The sequence below is a fragment of the Pseudomonas brassicacearum genome, from assembly GCF_003732265.1.
GTDB lineage: Bacteria > Pseudomonadota > Gammaproteobacteria > Pseudomonadales > Pseudomonadaceae > Aquipseudomonas > Aquipseudomonas brassicacearum_D.
Genome location: NZ_MOBK01000084.1, coordinates 1 through 261, shown reverse-complemented (window position 1 = coordinate 261; position 261 = coordinate 1). Strand labels below are relative to the sequence as shown.

The following is a 261-nucleotide window of genomic DNA, read 5'->3' as shown; positions in this document are numbered from 1 at the left end:
CTGTCAAAGGTCAGTACTTAACCAATACCTCGCCAGTGAATGGCCAACCGATTGCCGAATTCCCACGCTACCCTGCAGAAGACATCGACAAGGCCCTGGACGCTGCCCACGCCGCCGCCGATGCCTGGGGCGCCACGTCCGCCCAGGCGCGCTCGCTGGGGCTGCTGAAAATCGCCGACCGCATCGAGCAAAACCTCGAACTGCTGGCAATCACCGAATCCGGGGACAACGGCAAAGCCGTTCGCGAAACCCTCAACGCCG

Annotated in this window: 1 protein-coding gene; it reads left to right on the top strand. The window is 62.5% G+C overall.

Translation table 11 applies throughout. The annotated features are described in order from the left end of the window. Positions 1–261: aldehyde dehydrogenase family protein (locus BK660_RS30150; RefSeq protein ID WP_123436403.1), on the top strand; the 261-nt coding region annotated here is incomplete at both ends.